At 62.1% G+C, this 23,131-nt stretch carries 20 protein-coding genes; 7 read left to right on the top strand and 13 right to left on the bottom strand.

Going from position 1 to position 23,131, the window contains the following annotated elements; translation table 11 throughout:
* Window positions 1-143: 143 nt before the first annotated feature.
* Complete coding sequence (locus AC3ISR_RS25930) at window positions 144-716, top strand: DUF2780 domain-containing protein (protein ID WP_192299855.1); 573 nt, start codon at window positions 144-146, stop codon at window positions 714-716.
* Here the strand turns inward: AC3ISR_RS25930 and yihG are convergent.
* Window positions 713-1,600: a 1-acylglycerol-3-phosphate O-acyltransferase, YihG family gene (gene yihG, locus AC3ISR_RS25925; RefSeq protein WP_226454491.1), complete on the bottom strand. Its 888-nt coding sequence runs from the start codon at window positions 1,598-1,600 to the stop codon at window positions 713-715. The genes AC3ISR_RS25930 and yihG overlap by 4 nt on opposite strands.
* Window positions 1,601-1,774: 174 nt before the next feature.
* Between yihG and rloA2 the strand changes: the two genes are divergently transcribed.
* Genes rloA2 through creD form a run of 4 tightly spaced genes read left to right on the top strand, consistent with a single transcriptional unit; the run spans window position 1,775 to window position 5,817 of the window.
* On the top strand, window positions 1,775-2,275 hold the full coding sequence (rloA2, locus tag AC3ISR_RS25920; RefSeq protein ID WP_192299853.1) for a retropepsin-like aspartic peptidase RloA2: 501 nt from the start codon (window positions 1,775-1,777) through the stop codon (window positions 2,273-2,275).
* A gap of 9 nt (window positions 2,276-2,284) precedes the next feature.
* Window positions 2,285-2,953: a two-component system response regulator CreB gene (gene creB / locus AC3ISR_RS25915; RefSeq protein ID WP_192299852.1), complete on the top strand. Its 669-nt coding sequence runs from the start codon at window positions 2,285-2,287 to the stop codon at window positions 2,951-2,953.
* Window positions 2,953-4,392 (top strand): two-component system sensor histidine kinase CreC, encoded by a 1,440-nt coding sequence (gene creC, locus AC3ISR_RS25910; RefSeq protein ID WP_463984158.1) that lies wholly within the window; start codon window positions 2,953-2,955, stop codon window positions 4,390-4,392. Before creB ends, creC begins: the two co-directional genes overlap by 1 nt.
* Before the next feature lie 51 nt (window positions 4,393-4,443).
* Window positions 4,444-5,817 carry a cell envelope integrity protein CreD gene (gene creD, locus AC3ISR_RS25905; RefSeq protein WP_463984159.1) on the top strand — a complete coding sequence of 458 codons (1,374 nt, stop codon included), beginning with the start codon at window positions 4,444-4,446 and terminating at the stop codon, window positions 5,815-5,817.
* 190 nt (window positions 5,818-6,007) lie between these two features.
* Here creD and AC3ISR_RS25900 read toward each other — a convergent pair whose 3' ends face one another.
* From AC3ISR_RS25900 to AC3ISR_RS25865, 8 genes are all read right to left on the bottom strand, one after another.
* Window positions 6,008-6,637: a glutathione S-transferase family protein gene (locus AC3ISR_RS25900; RefSeq protein WP_192299953.1), complete on the bottom strand. Its 630-nt coding sequence runs from the start codon at window positions 6,635-6,637 to the stop codon at window positions 6,008-6,010.
* Window positions 6,638-6,783: 146 nt separating this feature from the next.
* Window positions 6,784-6,966 (bottom strand): hypothetical protein, encoded by a 183-nt coding sequence (locus tag AC3ISR_RS25895; protein WP_192299849.1) that lies wholly within the window; start codon window positions 6,964-6,966, stop codon window positions 6,784-6,786.
* The gene (locus AC3ISR_RS25890; RefSeq protein WP_463984160.1) at window positions 6,963-8,057 is read right to left on the bottom strand and encodes a PepSY-associated TM helix domain-containing protein; all 1,095 of its coding nucleotides are present in this window, start codon (window positions 8,055-8,057) and stop codon (window positions 6,963-6,965) included. Before AC3ISR_RS25890 ends, AC3ISR_RS25895 begins: the two co-directional genes overlap by 4 nt.
* A 64-nt stretch (window positions 8,058-8,121) precedes the next feature.
* Window positions 8,122-10,551 (bottom strand): TonB-dependent siderophore receptor, encoded by a 2,430-nt coding sequence (locus tag AC3ISR_RS25885; protein ID WP_489324503.1) that lies wholly within the window; start codon window positions 10,549-10,551, stop codon window positions 8,122-8,124.
* A gap of 216 nt (window positions 10,552-10,767) precedes the next feature.
* Complete coding sequence (locus tag AC3ISR_RS25880) at window positions 10,768-11,736, bottom strand: FecR domain-containing protein (RefSeq protein WP_463984161.1); 969 nt, start codon at window positions 11,734-11,736, stop codon at window positions 10,768-10,770.
* Window positions 11,733-12,251: an RNA polymerase sigma factor gene (locus AC3ISR_RS25875; RefSeq protein ID WP_226454483.1), complete on the bottom strand. Its 519-nt coding sequence runs from the start codon at window positions 12,249-12,251 to the stop codon at window positions 11,733-11,735. Before AC3ISR_RS25875 ends, AC3ISR_RS25880 begins: the two co-directional genes overlap by 4 nt.
* A 99-nt stretch (window positions 12,252-12,350) precedes the next feature.
* Entirely contained in the window at window positions 12,351-13,058 is a 708-nt protein-coding gene (locus tag AC3ISR_RS25870) for a 3'-5' exonuclease (protein WP_463984162.1), read from the bottom strand.
* Window positions 13,055-14,977, bottom strand: coding sequence for a putative nucleotidyltransferase substrate binding domain-containing protein (locus AC3ISR_RS25865; protein ID WP_463984163.1), 1,923 nt, complete (start codon window positions 14,975-14,977; stop codon window positions 13,055-13,057). The genes AC3ISR_RS25870 and AC3ISR_RS25865 overlap by 4 nt, the downstream gene beginning before the upstream one ends.
* 245 nt (window positions 14,978-15,222) lie before the next feature.
* Here AC3ISR_RS25865 and AC3ISR_RS25860 point away from each other — a divergent pair, with 245 nt between their 5' ends.
* A complete protein-coding gene (locus AC3ISR_RS25860) occupies window positions 15,223-15,669 on the top strand; it encodes a response regulator (RefSeq protein ID WP_463984164.1) in 447 nt (148 codons plus the stop codon).
* A gap of 175 nt (window positions 15,670-15,844) precedes the next feature.
* Here AC3ISR_RS25860 and AC3ISR_RS25855 read toward each other — a convergent pair whose 3' ends face one another.
* Window positions 15,845-18,022 carry a malate synthase G gene (locus AC3ISR_RS25855; protein ID WP_192299840.1) on the bottom strand — a complete coding sequence of 726 codons (2,178 nt, stop codon included), beginning with the start codon at window positions 18,020-18,022 and terminating at the stop codon, window positions 15,845-15,847.
* Window positions 18,023-18,289: 267 nt separating this feature from the next.
* Between AC3ISR_RS25855 and AC3ISR_RS25850 the strand changes: the two genes are divergently transcribed.
* A complete protein-coding gene (locus AC3ISR_RS25850; RefSeq protein WP_192299839.1) occupies window positions 18,290-18,802 on the top strand; it encodes a glycine cleavage system transcriptional repressor in 513 nt (170 codons plus the stop codon).
* A gap of 223 nt (window positions 18,803-19,025) precedes the next feature.
* Here the strand turns inward: AC3ISR_RS25850 and rarD are convergent, their stop codons facing one another.
* The 3 genes from rarD to AC3ISR_RS25835 form a co-directional block, all read right to left on the bottom strand.
* Entirely contained in the window at window positions 19,026-19,910 is an 885-nt protein-coding gene (gene rarD, locus AC3ISR_RS25845) for an EamA family transporter RarD (RefSeq protein ID WP_463984165.1), read from the bottom strand.
* Window positions 19,911-20,028: 118 nt separating this feature from the next.
* Window positions 20,029-21,003: a serine/threonine protein kinase gene (locus AC3ISR_RS25840; RefSeq protein ID WP_034101116.1), complete on the bottom strand. Its 975-nt coding sequence runs from the start codon at window positions 21,001-21,003 to the stop codon at window positions 20,029-20,031.
* Window positions 21,004-21,172: 169 nt separating this feature from the next.
* Complete coding sequence (locus tag AC3ISR_RS25835) at window positions 21,173-23,071, bottom strand: PhoX family protein (RefSeq protein ID WP_463984166.1); 1,899 nt, start codon at window positions 23,069-23,071, stop codon at window positions 21,173-21,175.
* Between the last annotated feature and the right edge of the window lie 60 nt (window positions 23,072-23,131).

The following is a 23,131-nucleotide window of genomic DNA, read 5'->3' as shown; positions in this document are numbered from 1 at the left end:
ACTCGCGGCGGCGCATGGTGGATATACGCGAGGGCAGGGGATTCGGATGCAGCCTTTTCTGAACTAACCTCCATGTGGGAACAATCCTTCGGGACAGTCAGTCAAACCCATGCTTTCAGCTCTTACATCCAGAGGTTGTTTCAATGAAGATTTCACGCGGTTTCGCCCTTTCCTGCCTGATGACCCTGGCAGCCGGCCCGGTGTTTGCCGCAGGCTTCAGCCTTGGCGATGCAGCCAATGCGATTTCCGGCATGCAAGGTGGCAACAACAAGGCTGCCGCTGCCGCACCGTCGTCCGAGACGGCCGATTTGCTGAGCACACTGACCTCGCAACTGAACATCACCCCCGAGCAAGCCATCGGCGGCACCGGCGCGATGCTCGGCCTGGCCAAGAACAAGCTGAGTGGCAATGACTACTCGCAACTGGGCAACAGCGTGCCGGGCCTGGATCAGCTGTCGGGCAACAATGCCCTGGGCAGCCTCGGCGCCTTGAGCGGGATGCTCGGCCAGGCCGGTGGCAGCAAGACCAGCGGCCTGGACGGCCTGCTGGGTAACGTGAAGAGCACCAACGACCTGAACACCGCGTTCGGCGCCCTGGGTATGGACAGCGGCATGATCGGCCAGTTTGCCCCGGTGATCCTGCAGTTCCTGGGCGGCCAGGGTGCCAACGAATCGTTGCTGGGCAAATTGGCTCAGGCGTGGGGCACCGGCAGCTAAGAACGCTCTGCGCGCAGTTGTTCGATGCGCGCATCCTTCTCGTTCCAGAGCTGGTTCACCCAGTTCTGGACGGTCTGGCGAAACGCCGGATCGTTCTCGTAATCCCCCTGCCACAACGCCGGGTCCAGCTCACGGGTACGGATGTCGATGATCACTTCTGGCACCGCGCCGCTGATCAAATCCCAGAACCCCGGAATCTTTTGCTGTGGATACACCACGGTCACATCGAGGATCGCGTCCAGCTGTTCGCCCATCGCCGCCAGCACAAAGGCCACGCCGCCCGCCTTGGGCTTGAGCAGGCGCCTGAACGGTGAGTCCTGCTGCTGGCGCTTGGCCTCGTTGAAGCGCGTGCCTTCCAGGTAATTGACCACCGTCACCGGCTGGCGCTTGAACAATTCACAGGCCTGTTTGGTGATTTGCAGATCCTGCCCGGCCAGTTCCGGATGCTTGGCCAGGAACGCCTTGCTGTAGCGCTTCATGAACGGGTAATCCAGCGCCCACCAGGCCAGGCCGAGGAACGGCACCCAGATCAGCTCTTTTTTCAGGAAGAATTTGAAGAACGGTGTGCGCCGGTTGAGGGCCTGGATCAGCGCCGGGATGTCCACCCAGGATTGGTGGTTGCTGATCACCAGGTAGGAGGTGTCGCGACGCAGGTCGTCGCCGCCGCGAATATCCCAGCGGGTGGGGATGCAGCGCGCGAAGATCAGTTTGTCGATCTCGGCCCAGGTCTCGGCGATCCACATCACCGCCCAGGACATAGAGTCGCGAGAACGGCCAGGGGCGACCAGCTTGAGCAGGGCAAACACCATCAACGGACCGATCAGGACCAGGGTGTTGAGCAATAGCAGCAGTGTGACCAGACAGCCGGTGAGCAGGCGGCGCATAAGCAACTCTTGGGATCTTGTGGGCGGGCCATGATAAGAGAGCTGAGTCTAGAGACCAAATCGCAAAGTATCGGACGAATGTTTCACAATGTGCCGGGTATGGTTCCGGTGAGCTAACTAAGTGCCGCGCGTGCGGTCTAGAATCCGCCTACTTCTTTCCGAGGACATGCCTTCGTGAAACTTCTATTTGCCTCGCTTGCCCTGGTTGCCTTGCCGGTCATGGCTGCTGAACCGACCCTTTACGGTCGCTACGAATACATCCAGTTGCCGGAGATCGGCCAAACCTTCAAGGCCAAGATGGACACTGGCGCGCTCACCGCTTCGCTGTCGGCCCGTGACATCGAAACCTTCCAGCGCGATGGCGATGACTGGGTGCGTTTCCGCCTCGGCGGCAAGGATGCGTCGGACAAAGTCTACGAGCACAAGGTCGCGCGGATCAGCAAGATCAAGAGCCGCGCCGACGAAGATGACGAGAAGGACGAACCCGCCGTGGCCAAGCGCCCGGTGATCGACCTGGAAATGTGCCTGGGCAACGTCAAGCGCACCGTCGAGGTCAACCTCACCGACCGCAGCAGCTTCAACTACCCGCTGCTGATCGGTGCCAAGGCCCTGCGTGAATTCGGCGCTGCGGTAAACCCGGCCCGTCGTTACACTGCCGACAAACCGGACTGCTGACAGAGCCCCATGCCCCACATCCTGATTGTCGAAGACGAAGCGGCGATAGCCGATACGCTGCTGTTTGCCCTGCAAGGCGAGGGTTTCACCACCACCTGGCTGAGCCTCGGCCAGGAGGCGCTGGCCTATCAGCGCCAGACCCCGGCTGACCTGATCATCCTCGACATCGGCCTGCCGGACATCACCGGCTTTGAAACCTGCAAGCAATTGCGCCGCTTCAGCGAAGTGCCGGTGATGTTCCTCAGTGCCCGTGACGGCGAGATCGATCGGGTGGTGGGCCTGGAAATCGGCGCCGATGATTATGTGGTCAAGCCGTTCAGCCCGCGGGAAGTGGCGGCGCGGGTGCGGGCGATCCTCAAGCGTGTAGGGCCCGCTGTCGCGCCGGCGGTGTTTCAGGTGGACCTGGAACGCATGCAGATCAACTATCGCGGTCAGCCCCTGAGCCTGACGCGGCACGAATTCCGTTTGTTGCAAAGCCTGCTGGAACAGCCCGAGCGTGTGTTCAGCCGCGAGCAATTGTTGGACGCGGTCGGCGTGGCCGCGGATGCCGGTTACGAACGCAATATCGACAGCCATATCAAAAGCCTGCGCAGCAAGTTGCGCAGCGTCGCCGCCGAGGCCGAGCCGATCCAGACCCATCGCGGCCTCGGCTACAGCTACAGCCCGAGCCACAGCTGATGCGCCTGGGGCTACGGATTTTCTTGGTATACGCGCTGTTTATCGGCCTGACCGGTTATTTCGTGCTCAGCACGGTGATGAAGGAAATCCGCCCCGGCGTGCGTCAGTCCACCGAGGAAACCCTGGTGGACACCGCCAACCTGCTCGCCGAGATCCTGCGCGATGACGTGAAAAACGGCACCCTTGGCCAAAGCCACTGGCCCGAATTGCTCAAGGCCTATGGCAACCGCCAGCCAGGGGCGACCATCTGGGGGCTGCCGAAAAACCAGGTCAACCACCGCATCTACGTGACCGATGCCAAGGGCACCGTGCTGCTCGACTCCACGGGCGAAGCGGTGGGCCAGGATTACTCCAAATGGAACGACGTGTACCTGACCCTGCGCGGCGAGTACGGCGCCCGTTCCACCCGCAGCGCAGCGGATGACGCCGCGTCGTCGGTGATGCACGTCGGTGCGCCGATCCGCGACAACGGCCGGATCATCGGCGTGGTCACCGTGGCCAAGCCCAACAGTTCGTTGCAGCCCTATGTGGACCGCACCGAGCGGCGCTTGCTGTGGTACGGCGCCGGCCTGGTGGTGCTGGGCCTGTTGCTCGGGGCGTTGCTGTCGTGGTGGCTGAGCGTGGCCCTGCGTCGGCTCACGGCCTACGCAGAGGCGGTCAGCGAAGGTCGGCGGGCCGAGTTGCCGCATTACCGGGGCGGCGAGCTCAAGCAGCTGTCCACCGCCGTGGAGCACATGCGCACGCAGTTGGAGGGCAAGGCCTACGTCGAACATTACGTGCACACCCTGACCCACGAACTGAAAAGCCCACTGGCGGCGATTCGCGGCGCGGCGGAGCTGTTGCAGGGCGACATGAGCCGCGAGCAGCAGCAGCGCTTTGTCGGCAATATCGACAGCGAAAGCGCGCGCTTGCAGCAGTTGATTGAACGCCTGCTGAACCTGGCGCAAGTCGAGCAACGCCAGGGGCTGGAAGAGCAGGTGCAGATTCCGCTGGCGACTATGGTCGAGGACGTGCTCAAGGCCCAATGTGCGCGGATCGAAGGCGCGGGCCTGCATGTCGAGCAACGGATAACGGCGGATGTGAAGGTGTATGGCGAACCCTTCCTGCTGCGCCAGGCCCTCGGCAACCTGCTGGACAACGCCTTGGACTTCACCCCGCCCGGTGGGGTGTTGCGGTTCAGCGCGCAGGTGCAGCACAACGCTGTGCACGTCAGCCTGTTCAACCAGGCCGCACCGATTCCCGACTACGCCCTGCCGCGCCTGAGCGAGCGTTTCTACTCGCTGCCACGCCCGGCCAGCGGGCGCAAAAGCACCGGCCTGGGCCTCAACTTTGTCGAAGAAGTGATGAAGCTACACGGCGGCGCGTTGCAGATCGGCAATGTGCAAGGTGGGGTGAACGTGGTGCTGCATCTCCACACAGTCTCCACAGTGCCCACATAAATCTCCCACACAGGCTGCCCAGACTCTCCCCATCAAAACAGGGAGAGTCCCATGAACCGCAGTCTGCTTTTCAAACTTGGCGCGATTGCGCTGCTGATGCTGGTGTTGCTGATTCCACTGCTGATGATCAACGGCATCATCGGCGATCGCCAAAACACTCGCGATGCCGTGCTGGATGACATCGCCCGCAGCTCCAGCTACAGCCAGCGTCTGACCGGCCCGTTAATGGTGGTGCCGTACCGCAAGACTGTGCGCGAGTGGAAGCTCAATGAAAAACTCAACAAACGCTACGAAGTCACCCGTGAAGAGCGCGGCCGTTTGTACTTCCTGCCGGACCGCTTCGAACTCGACGGCAAGGTGCAGACCGAACTGCGCGCCCGTGGCATCTACCAGGCGCGGCTGTTCCATGCCGATAACCGTATCAGCGGGCATTTCGAACTGCCGGCACAACTGGGCATCACCGAAGACTTTGCCGACTACCGCTTTGAACCGGCGTTCCTGGCGGTGGGTATCAGCGATATTCGTGGCATCGAGAACTCGCTGAAACTGGAACTGGGCAGCCAGCGCCTGGACTTCGAACCGGGCTCCCAAGTCGACTGGCTGGGCGAGGGCGTGCACGTGGCGCTGCCGGAGCAGGACAGTAAAAAACCTTATGTCGTGACCTTCGCTTTCGACCTGCGCCTGCAAGGCACCGAACAACTGCAAGTGGTGCCGGTGGGCAAGGTCAGCCAAGTGTCGCTCGCCTCCAACTGGCCGCATCCGAGCTTTATCGGCAACTTCCTGCCGGCCCGGCGTGACGTCACCGATCAGGGCTTCAGCGCCAACTGGCAGACCTCATTCTTTTCCACCAACCTTGAGCAGGCGCTGCAAAGTTGCCTGGACGGGCAGGGCTGCAAGGACTTCAACAACCGCAGCTTCGGCGTCAACTTCATCGACCCGGTGGACCAGTACCTCAAGAGCGACCGCGCGATCAAATATGCGCTGCTGTTTATCGCCCTGACTTTTGCCGGCTTCTTTCTGTTTGAAGTGCTCAAGAGCCTGGCGGTGCACCCGGTGCAGTACGCGTTGGTAGGCTTTGCGCTGGCGTTTTTCTACCTGCTGCTGTTGTCGTTGTCCGAGCACATCGGCTTTGCCCTGGCTTACCTGATCTCGGCGAGTGCCTGCGTGTTGTTGATCGGTTTCTACGTGTGCCATGTGCTGCGCAGCGTCAGCCACGGGCTGGGGTTTTCGGCGGGGTTGGCGGCGTTGTATGCCTTGCTCTACGGGCTGTTGAGTGCCGAGGATTACGCGCTGCTGATGGGCTCGCTGTTGCTGTTTGGGTTGCTGGGCACGGTGATGGTGCTGACGCGCAAACTGGATTGGTATGGCGTGGGCAAGCGCAAGGCGGTGGAGCCATTGCAGTTCGATCTGGAGGCGGTGCAATGATTGGGTTAAGGGAAGATCAGCAGATGAAGGCGAGGCTGGTCAACTTCCTCAACCACGCCACTGGACAATGTGGGAGCGGGCTTGCTTGCGAAAGCGGTGGGTCAGTCAATGAATCCGTTACTGATAGACCGCATTCGCGAGCAAGTCGAATCGTCGCACCGCCGCTCCCACAGGGGAATGTCGGTGGGGGTTAGGCGGGAGGTTGGGTTTCAAGCATCGAGGGACGCTGGCTGACCTCGGCGTACCAGGCGGCGAGCTTCGGGTTATCGAGGCGCCATTGCAGGTCCGGGTGGCGGAAGTCCAGGTAACCCAGGGCACACGCCACACTGATCGCCGCGATATCGAAATGGCTGGCCAGCTCCGCAATCGCATCCGCTTCCAACTCGGCCACGCTGCGCCGGATCTTGTTGCGCTGCTCATCCAGCCACTGGTCCCAATGCTTCTGCACCGGGCGCATCGCGGTCTCGTAGCGCACCAGCACGGCGGCATCCATGATGCCGTCGGCCATTGAGGCCAGGGTCAGGCGGCGCCAGCGGGCGGAGCCGTCGCGGGGGATCAGCGGGTTGCCGACGTGCTGGTGGTCGAGGTAATCGAGGATCACCCGGCTGTCGTGCAGCATCGAACCGTCGGCCAGGCGCAGGGCCGGGATCTTGCCCACGGGGTTGCCTTGCACCACTTGCAGGTCGGGCTGGACCGGCGTCGGCAGGGTGGCTTGCAGCGCCACGCGGTCCTGCTGGCCGGTTTCGATCAGCAGCACGCGGACCTTGCGCACGAAGGGCGAGGCGGGGTTGTGGAACAGGGTCATGGTGGACATGGGCATTCCTCAAGATGGGCAGGGGCTAGCCTAGAGGCATTTATGGTGTTTTTGAAGGCCTCTTCGCGAGCAAGCCCGCTCCCACATTTGACCCCATTTTGTCAGGCGGATCGCGGTCGAATGTGGGAGCGGGCTTGCTCGCGAAAGCGCCATCAGCTACGCCGCTTAAACAACCCCCAAGTGCCAAGCGCCGCCGGCACCCCCAACCCAACCCAACTCAACGAATCCCACCACCCATCCCCCAGCAACGCCGCAAACAACCCGGCTGCACTCAGCACGCCAATCCCCAAGGGAATGCCAAACACCTTCCAGAAACTCGACTGTCTTGGCTTCATGTCTTGCGCCTGACGATCCACAGGTAAATACCGCTGAGCAACACGATGATGGTCAGCACATCCAGCACCGCCCACAGAATTTTCATTGGCATGCCGCCGTAGTCGCCAAAGTGCAGCGGCTGGGACATGCCCATGGCGTCCATGTACCACGGCCGCTCGGCGATGGCGGTGACAGCCAGGGTACTGGCGTCGATCAGCACCGGCGTGAGCAGGTGCGAGGTCAGGTGCGTGCTGCCCTTCATGAACACCGCGTAGTGGTGCTCGCTGGAAAAGCGCGTGCCGGGGAAGGCGATAAAGTCTGGCTGCATGCCCGGTGCGGCCTTGGCGGCGATGGTCAGCAAGTCCGTTGCCGGGGCGCGCTGGGTCAAGGGCGGGGCGTTTTTGTAGGGTTCGATCATGGCGCCGAGGCTGTCCTGGCGCCAGGCGGCGATGATCAGGTCGGCGCAGGCGCTGATCACGCCGGTGACGCCGACCACCAGGGCCCAGGTCAGGGTCACCACGCCGATCAGGTTATGCAGGTCGAGCCAGCGCAGGCGTGTGGATTTGTCGTGGCGCACCGTGGCGAACCTCAGGCGGCGCATGAACGGCAGGTACAACACCGTGCCCGAGATGATCGCCAGCACAAACAGAATGCCCATGAACGCCAGCAGCAACTTGCCCGGCAGCCCGGCGAACATATCCACATGCAGACGCAGCAGGAACAGGGTGAAGCCGCCATTTGCCGACGGCATCTGCACCGCATCACCCGTACGCGCATCCAGCATGAAGGTGTGCGACGAATTGGGTTCGGTACCGGCAGTGGCGGCCATGATCGCGATCACACCGTTCGGGTCGTCCTCGTCCCAGGCCAGGTACTGCATGGCCTCGCCGGGGCGATGGGCCTGGGCCTTGGCCACCAGCTGTTCGAGGTTGAGCCGCGGCGTATCGGCGGGCATCTGCGCCAGTGCCGGCTCGTTGCCCAGCAGGTGGTCGATCTCGTGGTGGAACACCAGTGGCAGGCCGGTGAGGGCAAGCAGCAGCAGGAATACGGTGCAGATCAGGCTGGTCCAGGTGTGGATGAAGGACCAGCGGCGGATAGTGGTGCTTTTCATTTTCCAACCTTCAGACATGCCGAGGCCGCCCACTGGGGGGCGGCCCGGCTGTTAACTCAGCCGATCACCACTGGTAGGTGGCGCTGGCAACGACGCTGCGTTGGTCGCCGAAGTAGCAATAGTTGGCGTCACAGGTCGACAGGTAGTCCTTGTTGAACAGGTTGGTGGCGTTGAGCTTCACCGATGCGCCCTTGAGGGCGTTGTCCAGGCGGCCGAGGTCGTAATGCACCGAACCGTCGAACACGGTGTAGGCGTTGGCCTTGCCCAGCCAGGTGTTGGCCTGGTCGCCATAGGTGTTGCCGGTGTAACGCGCACCAAAGCCGACGCCGAAACCATCGAGTGGGCCGGTGTGCCACGTGTAGTCAGTCCACAGCGAGGCTTGCTGGTTGGGCATCAAGGTCAGGCGGTTGCCTTTGTAGATGCCTTTTTGCACCTCGGACTTGGCCAGGGTGTAAGCGGCGATGACCTTGAGGTTCTCGGTCACGTCAGACACGGCTTCCAGCTCCAGGCCCTTGACCTTCACTTCGCCGGTCTGGCTGTTGATCTGCTGGTTGCCAGCGCCAAGGGTGGTCACTTGCACGTTCTTCTGGGTCAGATCGTAGACCGCCGCCGTCAGCAGCGTGTTGGAACCGGGCGGCTGATACTTGACGCCCATTTCCCACTGTTTGCCTTCAGTCGGTTTGAAGGTCTTGGCCGCACTGGTATCGGCGTTGCTGGCCGGTTGGAACGATTCGGCGTAGGACAAGTACGGTACGACGCCCGAATCGAACACATAGCTCAGCGCTGCGTTACCGCTGAAGTGTTTGATGCGGTCGGTGTTGGTCGCATCGCTGTCGTTGAAGTAAGTGGTGGCCTGATGCACCCAGTCTTCACGCCCGCCCAGGGTCAGGCGCCATTTGTCCAGGGCCATCTGGTCCTGTACGTAGAGGCCGGTCTGCACGGTTTTCTGGTTGTAGTCGTAGAACGGCCGGACGTCGGTCGGGCGTACCGTCGGCGTGGTATTGACCGGGTTGAAGATGTTGATACCCGAAGCGGTGCCGTAAATCGCGCGGTAGGACGTATCGGTACGCTGGTGGTCCAGGCCCAGCAGCAAGGTGTGGATCACGTCGCCAGTGGCGAAGTCGGCCTGGAAGTTGTTGTCCACCGCAAACTGGCCGATGTTCTCGTCCACATTGGTGGTCGAACGGCTGATATTGCCTGCGGCATCCGCCGGCGAATAGGCATAGGAGCCCACAGTCAGCTGCTGGAACGATAATTCCGACTTGGTGTAGCGCAGGTTCTGCTTGAACTGCCACGTATCGTTGAAACGGTGTTCGAACGCATAACCCAGCGCGTAGTAGGTACGGTCGTAGAACTCGTAGTCCGGGTCGCCCAGGTTCTTGTGATGGGACACTTCGCCCAGCGGCGATTTGATCTTGGTGCCCTGGATCGGCATGAACTGGCTGGTGGTGCCGGTATCGTCGCGGGTGAACTGCGAGAGCAAGGTCAGCTTGGTGTCGGGGTCGACGTTCCAGGTCAGGCTGGGGGCGATGTTGTAGCGCTTGTTATCGATATGATCGACCTGAGTGCCGGCATCGCGCACCACGCCGCTGAGGCCGTAGAGGAACTGGCCTTCATCGTCGATCTTGCCGGTGCTGGCGAAGTTGATCTGGCGGTAGTTGTCGCTGCCGTATTGCACTTGGACGGCATGGCTCGATTCTTCGCTGGGACGGCGGCTGACCATGTCCAGGAGGCCTCCCGGTGGCGTCTGGCCGTACACCGACGACGCGGGGCCGCGCAGCAGGGCGAGGCGGTCGAGGTTCCAGGTCTCGGCCTTCGGGTTGGCGTAGACGCCGCGCGGCAGCGGCAGGCCGTCGAGGAACTGGGTCGGTTCGAAGCCGCGTACACGCATCCAGTCGTAGCGGGTGTCGCTGCCGTAGCTCGCGGAGACGATACCGGGCATGTATTTGACCGCGTCATCCAGGTTCTGCACGTTGCGGTCTTGCATCTGCTGGCGGGTGGCGACGGAAATCGAGCGCGGCGCCTCGACCAGGGCGGTATCGGTCTTGGTCCCGGCAGCGGTGCGCGTTGCGACATACCCGTCCACCGGGCCCCAGGCGCTTTCATAGCTGCCTTGGCCAATGATATTGGTCTGCGGCAACGCCACTACACCCTCCGGGATTGCCACCAGCGTGTACGTGCCGGCGCTGCTCTGTTCCAACTGCAAGCCCGTGCCGCGCAGGGCTTCGCGCAGTGCGCCCGGTGCATCGAACTGGCCTTGGACCGGGGCCGAGGTCTTGCCGGCGGCGAGTGCCGGGTTGAGGGTCAGGGCCAGGCCCGCTTGGCTGGCGATCTGGTTCAGGGTGGCCGCCAGGGGCGCCGCCGGCAGGTTGTAGGCACGCACGCTGGAGGCCTGTTCGGCGGCGATCAGCAAGGGGCTGGCCAGCGGGGTACCGAGGGCGATGGCCACGGCTAACAGGCTGGGGCGCAGCAGGGTGTCTAGCGTGCGGGACATGGGGCGGCTCCTGAATGGAAATATTTCTCAATTGCCTAGGTGCCGAACGAGAATCGAAAAGTGATAGGGCTGGGTGTAATTATTTTTTGCGCTGTTCTTGGGGGCCTCTTCGCGAGCAAGCCCGCTCCCACACTTGAGCGCATTCGTTCCGGTAGAACGCGGTCGAATGTGGGAGCGGGCTTGCTCGCGAAAGCAATCGGCCAGGCACTACAGAACCTAAGGCTTGGCGCTGACAGTCACCCACCACGGCGTAAGCTGCTCGATCTGAACCGGCAAAGTCGGCAGCAGCGCATTCAACGCCAGGGTTGTGTCATGCAGCGGGAAGCTGCCGGTGATCCGCAGGTCGGCCACATTGTTATCCACGCCCAGGTGCCCGGTGCGATAACGGCTGAGTTCCTCGATCACATCCCCCAGGCGAGCGTTGTCGACCACCAGCATGCCGCGCGTCCAGGCGTCGGTAGCCGGGGTGACGGCCAACGTAGGGCCCAGCCCGTCGCTGCGCATCAGCACTTGCTGGCCTTCCTTGAACACCTGTTCGTGCGGCGAGGTTTCGGGCTGGGCGCCGACGGCCGATTGCAGCACGCTCAAGCGCGTGGCGTGGTCTTCGCGCTTGACGATAAACCGCGTGCCCAGCGCCCGCAGGCTGCCGTCGCGGGTCTGCACATAGAACGGCCGCGCGTCGTTGTGGCCGGTTTCGACGAGGATTTCGCCGTCCTGCAACACAATCAGCCGGCGCTTTTCATCGAAGCGTACGTCGATGGCGCTGTGGGTGTTGAGGTTGATCAGCGTGCCGTCCGGCAACTTCAGCGTGCGCTGCTCGCCAGTGGCGGTGCGTTGGTCGGCCAGCCAATAGTGGATCGGTACGTAGCGTTCGCCGGCGAACAACGCCAGGCCGATGACCAGCGCGATGCTTGCCAGCCCGCTGCCGAGCTTGCGCACCCGCTGGCGAATGCCCTCGCGGGACTGCAACAACGCCACCCGCGCCGGGCCCGAGGCGGCGCTGAAACGCTGGTCGAGCATGCCCAACTGGCGCCAGGCGCGGGCGTGTTCTTCGTCGCTGGCCAGCCATTTATCGAACTCTTCGCGCTCAACCGGGCTGCCGTCGCCGGAGTCGAGGGACAGTTGCCAGGCAATTGCCGCGTCCAGCACACGGGACGACACCGGTTTGGAACTGATCGTGTTCACTGCGGCTCGCCATACAGCGCGATGTAGCACTGGCGAATGCCCTGGGCCAGGTACTGGCGCACACGCGGCACCGACACGCCGAGGCGCTGGGCGATTTCGGCGTGGCCAAGGCCGTCGAGGCGGTTATAGAGGAAGGCGGCGCGGGCCTTGCTCGACAGCTTGCCGAGCAGGCGGTCGATGGCCTTGAGGTCTTCGAGGATCAGTTGCTGTTCTTCCGGCGAGGGGTGTTCGCTTTCCGGGATCAGCATCAGCTCGGTGAGATAGGCCTGTTCCAGTGCGGCGCGGCGGAAGTAGTCGAACAACAGGCCCTTGGCGATGGCCACCAGGAACGCCCGTGGCTCGCGCGGTTCGCGCAGTTCGTCACGGCCGAGCAGGCGCATGAAGGTGTCCTGGCTCAGGTCTTCGGCACGGCTCGGGCAGGCCACGTTGCGTCGCAGCCAGGCCAGCAGCCAGCCGCGATGGTCGCGATACAACGCGCCAACAAGCTCACTGCGTGGGGTCTGGATCGACGACAAGGATCACCTGGCAAACAAAACGTTTAAACTAACGAGAATTATTCGCGATTGTGTCAGAGCCGTAGGGTGGACGCAATTGGCGTCTGTCGGGCGGTGCTATTAAAACGCTGGCGCTTGTTTACGCCGTTTCCATTGGCTTAAACGCTCTTGCAGGGCGTGGGGCGTGTCGATGAACTGCTGGCGCGCGCGGCTGAACAAGATGAGCATCAACTCGGCCGTGGCCAGGGCGTCGGCGCTGGCGTGGTGGCGTTCGCCGACCTGCAAATTGAAGTGGCTGATCCAGTCGTCCAGCCCGGCCTCGCGGATATGCGCTTCAGGGCACAGCAGCGGGGCGATGTCGGCCACGTCGAGGAACGGGTGGGTCAGGCGGTAACCCAGGCTGTCCTTGAGCGCCCGGCACAGCATGTGTTGATCGAATGGCGCGTGGAACGCGAGCAACGGGCTGTCGCCGACAAACGCCATGAACTCCAACAGCGCTTCCACCGGATCACTGCCGGCGGCAATTGCACTGGGACCGAGGCCGTGGATCAACACGCTGGGGCTGAGTTTGGTCTCGGCCCGTTGCAGGGTGCGTTCAAACATCTGTGAGAAATCCACCGCGCCGTCTTCGATCACCACTGCGCCGATCGACAGCACCTGATCGCGGTTGAGGTTCAGGCCGCTGGTTTCCAGGTCGACGACCACCCAGCGTTGCGTGCGCAAGGCGTTATTGCCCAGCGCCGCGGGCTCCGGCAGTTGCGCCAGGCGTTGTAGTTGCGTGCTGTCGAGGCCAGGCTTTTTCGCACGCAGCCAACTGAACAAACTCACAGCTGATACCGCAACGTCAGGCTGCTTTGCAGGCGTTGGGCCTGGCGCAGGGATTCGCGCAGGATGCGTCGGTCCAGGTGGTTGAGGCTGTCGGGGTCGACGCGATTGGAATACGCCTGGTTTTCCCGGGTCTGCAACTGGTGCTGCTGCATGCGGGTTTGCTGGATGAAGTGATACGCCTCTTCATAGGCGGCGCCGTCCAGCGGCTCGATGATTTCCTTGAGCACCAGTTGGCGCAGGCGCTCCAGGGTGTTGTTGGCGTGGATGCCATTGGCCAGGGCCAGCAGGCGCGCACCATCGACGAAAGGCGTGAGGCCCTGCACCTTGAGATCCAGCATGGCCTTTTCGCCACCTTTGCGTGTGAGCACAAAATCGCGGAAACGTCCTACGGGCGGACGCTGGCGCAAGGCGTTCTCGGCCAGCATGCGTTGGAACAGCCGGTTATCCCCAACCTGATCGAGAATGCCCTGGCGCAGTTGTTCACAGCCGCGTTCATCGCCCCACACCACGCGCAGGTCGAAGTAAATACTGGAGCCGAGCAGGTTCTCCGGGGTCGCCTCGCGGATAAACGCCGCGAAACGCCGCGCCCATTCGGCCCGCGACAGGCACAGCTCGGGGTTGCCGGCCATGATATTGCCCTTGCACAGGCTGAAGCCGCACAGCGCCAGGCTCTGGTTGATCTGCTGCGCCAACGGCAACAGTTGGGCGCGGATCTGTGCGGCTTCGGCGGCGTCCTTGGCCTCGAACAGGATGCCGTTGTCCTGGTCGGTATACAGCGTCTGTTCGCGGCGGCCTTCGCTGCCAAAACACAGCCAACTGAAGGGCACGCCGGGGTCGCCTCTTTCGGCCAGGGTCAGTTCGATCACCCGGCACACGGTGTGATCGTTGAGCAGGGTAATGATGTGGGTGATCTGGGTGGACGACGCGCCATGGGCCAGCATGCGCTCGACCAACTGGCCGATCTCGCCGCGAATCGCCACCAGGTTGTCGACCCGGGGCGCGTTGCGGATGGTGCGGGCCAGGTGCACCAGGTCTACCCGTTGCAGGGAAAACAGGTCGCGTTCGGATACCACGCCACACAGGCGTTGCTCCTTGACCAGGCAGACGTGGGCGATATGTCGCTCGGTCATGGCGATGGCGGCGTCGAATGCACTGTGGTCTGGCGTCAGATAGAACGGCGCCTGGGTCATATGGCGTTCGATGGCCTGGTTGAAATCACTGGTGCCGTCGGCCACCACCTGACGCAGGTCGCGCAGGGTGAAAATTCCCAGCGGCGCCTTGTGCTCGTCGACGATCACGATGCTGCCGACCTGTTGCTCATGCATCAGCGTCACCGCTTCGCGTAGCGGCGTGGTGGGGCTGCACGTTACCGGATGGCGCATGGCCAACTCGCCGAGGCGGGTGTTCAGGGAGTATTGGGTGCCGAGGGTTTCCACGGCTTTTTGCTGGACTTGCTGGTTGACCTGATCCAGCAGACTGCTCACGCCGCGTAGGGCAAAGTCGCGAAACGGGCTGGAAAGGGCGAACAGTTTGATGAACGCCGGTTTGTTCAGCTGTAGGCAGAAGGTGTCTTCGGCGGCTTTATGCTCGGTGCGGGTAGCCCGTTCACTCAGCAGGGCAGCGAGGGGGAAGCATTCGCCGGTGGTGATTTCGAAGGTGGTTTCGGTCGAGTCCGGGCGTTCGCCGACCACGCGGCCTTGCTTGACGATGTAAAAGTGTTCGACGGGCCCACCCGACGGCTTGAGGATGCTCTCGCCGGGGCCGAAGAAGCGCAGTTGGCATTGCTCCACCAGGAACGCCAGGTGGGCGTTTTCCATCTGGTTGAACGGCGGGAAGCGCTGCAGGAACTGCAAGGTGCCGTGGATATTCTGTAGTACGGCAGTTTTCCCCGCCTGGGCGAAGGCATCAGCTTTACTCATGACAGTGACCGCATTTTTTTGTCGTTATCGGTCTGCATGGTCGACTCCTGCGCTGCGGGTGCCCATTGGACGTAAGTCTAGGTCGATACAAGCGGCATAAACCTAGGGCAAAACCTTAGATGAGGATCGTGCAAAACCCGTAGAACGCCCACTAGGCAAACTTTCCGACGAAGTGCACATTGTTCGTCCGTGCGCCGATGTCTGACGAATGTGCCGGGAGCTGGATGAGAACTGCTGAGAACCGTATGTCCGACCACGATATTTTAAGTGATGCCGAGCGCGAGGCGCTGAGCGCCGTGATGCTGGAGCCTGATTTACCGCCGCAACGGGTGTTGATCGTCGATGACGACAAGGACGCCCGTGAACTGCTCGCGGAGATACTTGGGCTGGACGGCATTCGCTGCATGACCGCCGAGAGTGGCGAAGCCGCCTGGGCATTGTTGCAGTCCAACAGTTCCATTGGTTTGCTGATCACCGACCTGCGCATGGCGCCGAGCAATGGCCTGGAGTTGATTCGTCGGGTGCGCGAGTCCACACGGGCGGCGTTGCCGATCATCATCATGTCGGGGGACGCGGAAGCGCTGGATGTGATCGATGCAATGCATTTGAGCGTGGTGGACTTTTTGCTCAAGCCGATTGATAGCGTGAAGTTGGCGAAACTGGTGAAGCGGGAGTTGGGGATGGTTTCCTGATTGTTGTGGTGCCTGTACCGGCCTCTTCGCGAGCAAGCCCGCTCCCACATTTGATCGCGTATATCCCGTAGGCACTCGGTCGAATGTGGGAGCGGGCTTGCTCGCGAAAGCGCCAGTCCGGTCACCCTGGCCCCCCAAGAAAAAGCCCCAGTCTCTCGACCGGGGCTTTTTTCATTTACAGGCCATTCTTAGCCTTGAACTCCCGACGCCGACGATGCAACACCGGCTCGGTATAGCCATTGGGCTGCTTGGTCCCTTCAATCACCAACTCCACCGCTGCCTGGAACGCGATGTTGCTGTCGAAATCCGGGGCCAGTGGGCGATACAACTTATCCCCAGCGTTCTGACGGTCCACCACCGGCGCCATGCGCTTGAGGCTTTCCAGCACCTGATCCTGGTTGACGATGCCGTGGCGCAGCCAGTTGGCGATGTGCTGGCTGGAAATGCGCAGGGTGGCGCGGTCTTCCATCAGGCCCACATCGTTGATGTCCGGCACTTTCGAGCAACCGACGCCCTGGTCGATCCAGCGCACCACGTAACCGAGGATGCCCTGGGCGTTGTTGTCCAGTTCGTTGCGGATTTCTTCGTCAGACCAATTGGTATTGGTTGCCAGAGGAATGCTCAGGATGTCGTCCACCGAAGCGCGTTCGCGCTTGGCCAGTTCGGTCTGGCGGGCGAATACGTCGACCTTGTGGTAGTGCAACGCGTGCAGCGCAGCCGCCGTTGGCGACGGCACCCAAGCGGTGTTGGCGCCGGCCAGCGGGTGGGCGATTTTCTGTTCGAGCATCAAAGCCATCAGGTCGGGCATTGCCCACATACCTTTACCGATTTGCGCACGGCCTTGCAGGCCGGTGCTCAAGCCGATGTCGACGTTCCAGTTTTCGTACGCGCCAATCCATTTTTCCGCCTTCATCGCCGCCTTGCGCACCATCGCGCCGGCTTCCATGGAGGTGTGGATTTCGTCGCCGGTACGGTCGAGGAAGCCGGTGTTGATAAACACCACGCGCTCGCTGGCCGCCTTGATGCAGGCCTTGAGGTTGACCGTGGTACGGCGCTCCTCGTCCATGATCCCGACTTTGAGGGTGTTGCGCGGCAGGTTCAGCACCTCTTCGATGCGACCGAACAGCTCGTTGGTGAATGCGGCTTCTTCCGGGCCGTGCATCTTCGGTTTGACGATGTACACGGAGCCGGTGCGGCTGTTTTTGCGAGTGCTGTTGCCGTTGAGGCTGTGGATCGCGGCCAGGCTGGTGATCAGCCCGTCGAGGATGCCTTCCGGTACTTCGTTGCCGTCTTTGTCGAGGATCGCGTCGATGGTCATCAGATGACCCACGTTGCGCACAAACAACAGCGAACGGCCGTGCAGGGTTACGTCCTGGCCATTCACGCCGGTGTAGACGCGGTCGGCATTCATGGTGCGGGTGAAGGTCTTGCCGCCCTTGGCCACTTCTTCGGCCAGGTCGCCCTTCATCAGGCCGAGCCAGTTGCGATAGATCACGACTTTGTCATCGGCATCGACGGCGGCGACGGAGTCTTCGCAGTCCATGATGGTGGTCAGCGCAGCTTCCATCAGCACGTCTTTGACACCGGCGGCGTCGGTCTGGCCGACCGGGGTGCTGGCGTCGATCTGGATTTCGAAGTGCAGGCCGTTGTGTTTCAACAGTACGGCAGTCGGTTGTGCCGCGTCGCCGTGGAAACCGATCAGTTGCGCATCGTCGCGCAGGCCGCTGTTGCTGCCGCCCTTGAGGCCGACGATCAGCTTGCCATCAACGATCTTGTAAGCGGTGGAGTCGACGTGGCTGCCGGCGCTGAGCGGTGCGGCTTCGTCGAGGAAGGCGCGGGCGAAGGCAATCACCTTGTCGCCGCGCACTTTGTTGTAGCCCTGGCCCTTTTCGGCGCCGTCGGCTTCGCTGATGGCGTCGGTGCCATACAGCGCGTCATACAGCGAGCCCCAACGCGCATTCGATGCGTTGAGGGCAAAACGCGCGTTCATCACCGGCACCACCAGCTGCGGGCCGGCCATGCGGGCGATCTCGTCGTCGACGTTTTGGGTCGTGGCCTGGAAATCTGCGGCTTCTGGCAGCAGGTATCCGATGTCTTGCAGGAAGGCCTTGTAGGCCACCGCGTCATGAGCCTGGCCCGCGTGGGTCTGGTGCCAGGTGTCGATCCGCGCCTGGAAATCGTCGCGTTTGGCGAGTAGGGCTTTGTTCTTCGGTGCCAGGTCATGGATGACCTTGTCGGCACCGGCCCAGAACTGCTCGGCAGTAATGCCGGTGCCGGGAATGGCTTCGTTGTTCACGAAGTCGAACAGGACTTTGGCGACCTGCAGGCCACCGACTTGAACGTGTTCAGTCATTGCTTGCCTCACTCTACGGAGCTTATGCGCTTTTTCAGATTTTCATTATGTAGTGCACGGTTGGGCATACTACATGATGACTTGCGGTTGTGAAAATTAGACTAAATACGTCGTTTAGCGACCCACTTTGGTCGTACGGTCACAGCGGAGAACCGGATGTTCTCAAAAAACTATTGGATTGTTCCAGATAAATATAAAAATGGTACACGATTTGTTATCAAGGGCTTCCGGGTCCACCTTGTAGATTGAATTCCAGAGGGCATCGCCATGGACCATCTTGTACTCACAATCATCGCCGCCGACAAACCCGGCCTGGTGGAACGCATTGCACAGAACATCGCCGCCCACGGCGGCAACTGGCTGGAAAGCCGCATGGCGCACATGGCCGGGCAGTTTGCGGGGATCCTGCGGGTCAGCGTTCCTGCAGAAAACCGTCAGGCCCTGGTAGGCGCGCTGGAGGACTTATCCACACATGGCATCCGTGTGCTGGTGGGTGAGGGCAGCAGTGGGCAGGCGTCGGCGTCCAAATCCATCCTGATGACGCTGGTGGGCAATGACCGCTCGGGCATCGTGCGGGAGATCACGGCGTTGTTGAGCAAACAGGGGGTGAACCTGGAGAGCCTGAGCACCGATGTGCGGCCGGCTCCGATGAGCGGTGATCCACTGTTTACCGCCGAGGCGCTGTTGCGGGTGCCGGCAGCGTTATCCCTGGACACCTTGCAGCTCTCCCTGGAAACCCTGGCCGACGACTTGATGGTGGAGCTGCACCACGAGGAATAATCTGCCCACAGGGTTATGCATGGAAATCTTGCATGGGCCTGTGGATAACCTGTAGAGACCCGGCGCCAGGCCACGCCGGCCGGGCTTCTGCGCTGCTTGAGCAAAAAACGAGCAATTTCAAAAGCTTGTGCACAGATGGCGGGGATCAGGTTGTGGATAACCTTGGGGTGGATGTCTGCAAGCCACGCCCGCTGTGGCTTGCAGAGTTTTGTACGTTATTTGATCAGCGTTTGCGCACGCTCATCCACGCATCCACGCTGTAAACCACCAGGCCCGCCCAGATAAACGCGAAGGCGATCAGGGTGCTCGGTGCCAGGTGTTCACCGAACAACAGCACCGCTTCCAGCAGCACCAGGGTCGGCGCGACGTACTGCAAAAAGCCCAGGGCTGTGTAGGGCAGGTGCCGTGCGGCGGCGTTGAAACAGACCAGCGGGATCAGCGTCACCGGGCCTGCGGCCACCAGCCACCAGGCTTCGGACGTGCTCCAGAACGCCAGCTGTGCACTGTGGGCGGTCGGGTTGAACAGCAACCACGCCACGGCAATCGGCACCAGCATCCAGGTTTCCACCACCAGCCCCGGCAGCGCCTTGACCGGCGCCTGTTTGCGGATCAGCCCATAGAAGCCGAAGGTCAGTGCCAGCACCAGCGACACCCACGGCAAACTGCCGACCTGCCACACCTGCTGTGCCACACCCACTGCCGCCAGCCCGACCGCCGCCCACTGCAAGCGTCGCAGGCGTTCGCCGAGGATCAGCATGCCCAGCAACACATTCACCAGCGGGTTGATGTAGTAACCGAGGCTCGCTTCCAGCATGCGCCCGCTGTTCACCGACCACACATAGGTCAGCCAGTTGCCCGCAATCAACGAACCGCTGAGGGCCAGGATCGCCAGGCGCTTGGGGTTGTCACGCAGTTCACGGAACCAGCCGGGGTGCTTCCATACCATCAGCAGCAAGCCGCCGAACAGCGCCGACCACAACACGCGATGCACGATGATTTCGGCGGCCGGGACGCTGGCGATAGCTTTGAAATAGAGCGGGAACAGACCCCAGATGACATAGGCGCTCAGGCCCAGGATGTACCCCTTGCGGGGGTTGGCGGAGTGCATTGCAGAATCCTTGCTTAGGCAGCTAACAAAGGCGCGATTGTAAGTACATTTGCCAGGCAATGGGCGGTGCTTTTCTGTGGGAGCTGGCTTGTCGGCTCCCACAAGGAGAGGGGTTGGGTCAGAAGAGTTTCAGCGGCTCTTCGTTCAGTGCCGACAGCTGCTCACGCAATGCCAACACCTGGTCCCCCCAATACCGCTCAGTGCCAAACCACGGGAAGCTGTGGGGAAACGCCGGGTCATCCCAGCGCCGCGCCAGCCAGGCGCTGTAATGCATCAGGCGCAAGGCGCGCAGCGGTTCGATCAGCGCCAGTTCGCGCGGGTCGAAGTCGTGGAATTCCTGGTAGCCGTCCATCAATTCCGACAACTGTCCCAGGCATTCCTGACGATCACCGGCAAGCATCATCCACAGGTCCTGCACTGCCGGGCCCATGCGGCAGTCATCCAGGTCGACGATGTGGAACATCTCGTCACGGCACATCATGTTGCCGGGGTGGCAATCGCCGTGCATACGGATGTTCTTGTGCGGCGTGGCCTTGTACACCTCTTCCACGCGCTTGAGCAGGTCGCGGGCCACGGACTCGTAGGCCGGCAGCAGGCTCTTGGGGATGAAGTTTCCCTCGAGCAAGGTGGTGAGGGAATCGTGGCCGAAATTCTTCACACCCAAGGCTTCACGGTGTTCGAACGGGCGGGTGGAACCCACCGCATGCAAACGGCCCAGCAGTTGCCCAAGACGATACAGCTGGTCGAGGTTGCCCGGCTCCGGCGCACGGCCGCCACGGCGGGGAAACAGGGTGAAGCGGAAACCTGCGTGTTCGAACAGGCTTTCGCCGTTGTGGATAAGTGGTGCAACCACTGGCACGTCACACTCGGCCAGTTCGAAGGTGAAGCGGTGTTCTTCGAGGATCGCTTCGTTGGTCCAGCGCTGTGGGCGGTAGAACTTGGCGATCAGCGGCTCGGAATCTTCGATGCCGACTTGATACACGCGGTTTTCGTAGCTGTTGAGCGCCAGTACGCGGGCATCGCTGAGGAAACCGATGCTTTCAACGGCGTCGAGGACCAGATCAGGGGTGAGTGTTTCAAACGGATGGGCCATGCGAACTCCTGCGCGCAGCAGGGCGCCGCGTCCGGCCGGGTATGGTAACAGCATAGATAGGCGGTGGCTGTGCGGACGCCTTCGCGAGCAAGTCGAATCGTCGCACCGCCGCTCCCACAGTTGACCGAGTTCCAATATGAGAATGCGGTCGAATGTGGGAGCGGGCTTATCAGGCGCCGACTATTCCACCATCATCCCTACGAATCGCCACGACCGACGACCTTGGCTTGCCGTTCGGCACATGCTCCGGCCAGGTCGAACCGCCGGTTTCCCCCGGATGCTGAATCCCCACAAACAACGTTTTCTGATCCGGCGAGAAGCTGATGCCTGTCACCTCACATGCCACCGGTCCTACCATGAAGCGGCGGATTTCCCCAGTGGCCGGGTCGGCACACAGCATCTGGTTATTGCCCATGCCCGCGAAGTCGCCCGTGTTGCTGTAGTCGCCGTCGGTAAGAATCCACAGGCGCCCAGCCTTGTCGAAACCCAAGCCATCAGGACTGTTGAACATGTTCTGCGGGTTGATATTGGACGAGCCGCCCTTAGGTGTGCCGGCGTGGACACCCGGGTTGCCGGCCACCACAAACAAGTCCCAGCTGAACGTCGCGGCGCCGTGGTTATCGGCGTCGGCCTTCCAGCGCAGGATCTGGCCGTAGACGTTTTTCTCGCGCGGGTTGGGCCCGCCCACCGGCTGGCCGTCTTCGCCGCGCTTGGCGTTGTTGGTCAGGGTGCAATACACCTGGCCATCGGTGGGGCTGACCACGATCCATTCCGGGCGGTCCATGCGTGTGGCTTTCACCACGCTGGCGGCGAGGCGTGCGTGGATCAGCACCTCGGCCTGGCTGGTGAAACCTGTGCTGGCGTCGATGCCGTTCTTCCCGAAAGTCAGCTCGACCCATTGGCCTTTGCCCTTGGGATGGTCGGTGTTGCCGTCGCCGGCGTCGAAAATCGCCACGTACAAGGTGCCGTGGTCGAGCAGGTCTTTGTTGGCCTTGGGGTTCTTGTGGTTGATCTTGTCGCGGCTGACGAATTTGTAGATGAACTCGCCACGCTCGTCGTCGCCCATGTACACCACGGCGCGGCCGTCGCGGGTTTCGGCCAGCGCGGCATTTTCGTGTTTGAAGCGGCCCAGGGCAGTGCGCTTGACCGGGGTGGACTTGGGATCGAACGGGTCGATTTCCACTACCCAGCCGTGGCGATTGAGTTCGTTGGGGTTCTTGGCGAGGTCAAAGCGCGGGTCGTGCTGGTGCCAGTTGATGTCTTTGCTGGCGGCCACGGCGCCGTAGCGCTTTTGCCCGGCATCGAAGGTTTGTTGTGGGTTGGTGCTGCCGAAGCAGTCGGTGAAGTTCTCTTCACAGGTCAGATAAGTACCCCATGGCGTTTTGCCGTTGGCGCAGTTCTGGAACGTGCCAAGGGCCTTTGTGCCGCTCTTGTCGGCGCCGGTTTTCAGCCAGGCGTGGCCGGCGGCGGGGCCGCTCAGGCGGATCGGCGAGTTGCCGTGGATGCGCCGGTTGTAGCGCGAGTCCTGCACGAACTGCCAGGTATCGCCCTGGCGCCGCACTTCGATCACCGACACGCCTTCGCTGGCCTGGGCCTTGCGCACGTCCTCGGCCGATTGCGGCGCGCCGCCGTGGGCGAAGAGGTAGCGGTAGTTGGTGTATTCGTTGTTGATCGCCATGAGCGCACGGTTGTCGTCGCCGGGGAAGGCGAACAGGCTCATGCCGTCGTTGTGGTCGCCGAACTGCTGCTCCTGGGCCAGGGCCGTGCCGTTGCCGGACGGGTCGAACGCCGGTGCGCTCTTGCTCAGCGGCTGGCCCCAACTGATCAGCACCGAGGCGCTGTAGCCCGGCGGCAAGGTAATGGCGTCGCTGGTGGCGGCGGCGATGCTGGTGAAACCCAGCAACGGGCTGGCGCTTGCGGCGTTGACGGCCATCGCGCTGCGGCTCAACAGGTTGCCACCGAGGAACATCGCGGCACCGCACAGGGCACCGGCGCCGATAAAGCGGCGGCGGGTGAGGCCGACCATCTGTTCGAGGTCGGTGGCTTGGTTTTCTTCTAATAGGCTCATCGTCAGGCTCCCTGCGGTTTTTGCAGACACCTTAAGGAGCGCGCGTGACGAAATTGTTGC

It is taken from the genome of Pseudomonas sp. GL_117, from assembly GCF_057835125.1.
The sequence above is the reverse complement of the archived record's forward strand: the minus strand, read 5'-3'. Positions and strand labels throughout refer to the sequence as shown.